The sequence below is a fragment of the Priestia sp. P5_B4 genome (genome assembly GCF_056400385.1).
In genome coordinates this window covers 1-1,241 of the sequence record NZ_JBFULJ010001030.1, presented here as the reverse complement: position 1 = coordinate 1,241, position 1,241 = coordinate 1, and the positions used below count along the sequence as shown (strand labels likewise).

The window sequence follows — 1,241 nt, the reverse complement described above, 5'->3', positions numbered from 1 at the left end:
AAATATTACTATAAAGAAGCGGGACAAATGGGGGCACAGCGAATTATTAAGCTAGTCAACGGAGAAGAAGTTGAAAAGCTTACACTTTCTAACTATGAATTGATTGAAAGAGAAAGCGTTGACAACCGCTTTGTATAAAAAAACGATTTTTTAACTATATCAAAGAAGGAGGTGACCATAGTCACCTCCTTCTTTGATTAATGCTTCACGACTTTTGTTGTCGCTCCGCTGCTAACATTCCCCGCAACATCTTTGGCCGTCACGGTAAGAGTAGTGCCTGCTTTCTGCGCTGGTATTTTTACAGAGTACGTTCCTTTAGAAGAAGCCTTGGCAGATCCAAGTGATTTACTGCCCGCTTTGACTGTTACAGTAGAAGAAGCCTCCGCTTTTCCCATAACCACTTTATCATTATCATCGACTTTATTGACAGTTGGCTTATTAGGCGCTACGACATCGGCTACTTTCGTGGAAACGCTTGGACTTACGTTTCCGGCGCTGTCTTTAGCCGTTACGGTAAGAGTTGTTCCGGCTTTTTGAACGCTTATATTAACAGAAAATGTGCCTTTAGAAGACGTTTTGGCAGATCCGAGCGTTTTGCTGCCAGCCTTAACTGTTACCGTAGAAGAAGCCTCCGCTTTTCCCGTAACCACTTTATCATTATTACCGACTCTGTTTACGGCTGGTTTATCTGGAGCGACGTTGTCTACGAATGCTGTGCTCAGAGCATATAGATCATCCACGGTATTATCGTCATAATCATCATCAAACTCATAATCAGTGGCGCCTATGTAATATGTTCCTGATTTATTTACCTGATAGACTTGAACTTCGACTCCATCGCTATAGTCTGAGCCTTGGTAGATTAAATTCTTGTTATCTTTAAAGTCTTTTTCAGCTGCTGTAAAGGCAAGGTCAATTGCTGGAGAATTGGTCGTCCCAGCTACAAGCAGTGCGCCTTTAGCAGGGACATTCACTTTATAAAAATCAACGTCATACATAGGAAGCATTTGTCCGATGATTGTTTTTTCATTTGGCAAACTATTAGCTTTGTTAAAATCATTATTTGGCTCTTTTTCAAACAGTGGATCATCGTTTGCAGAGGAGCTGTTCATTTGTTTTGAATTCTGAGATGAAGAAAGAGAAGGAGCTTTTTCTAAAGAATGAGTTGCATCGTTTTTTAAATCATTAAGTACACGCTGATTTAGATTCTTTTTTTGAAGAGGCTTGTCCATATGCTGATC

1 protein-coding gene is annotated in these 1,241 nt (G+C 40.4%); it reads right to left on the bottom strand.

Annotated elements, in window-relative coordinates; genetic code table 11:
- Positions 1–197 precede the first annotated feature (197 nt).
- On the bottom strand, positions 198–1,241 hold a 1,044-nt coding region (locus AC1DRF_RS28510), incomplete at its 5' end, for an Ig-like domain-containing protein (protein WP_477742375.1).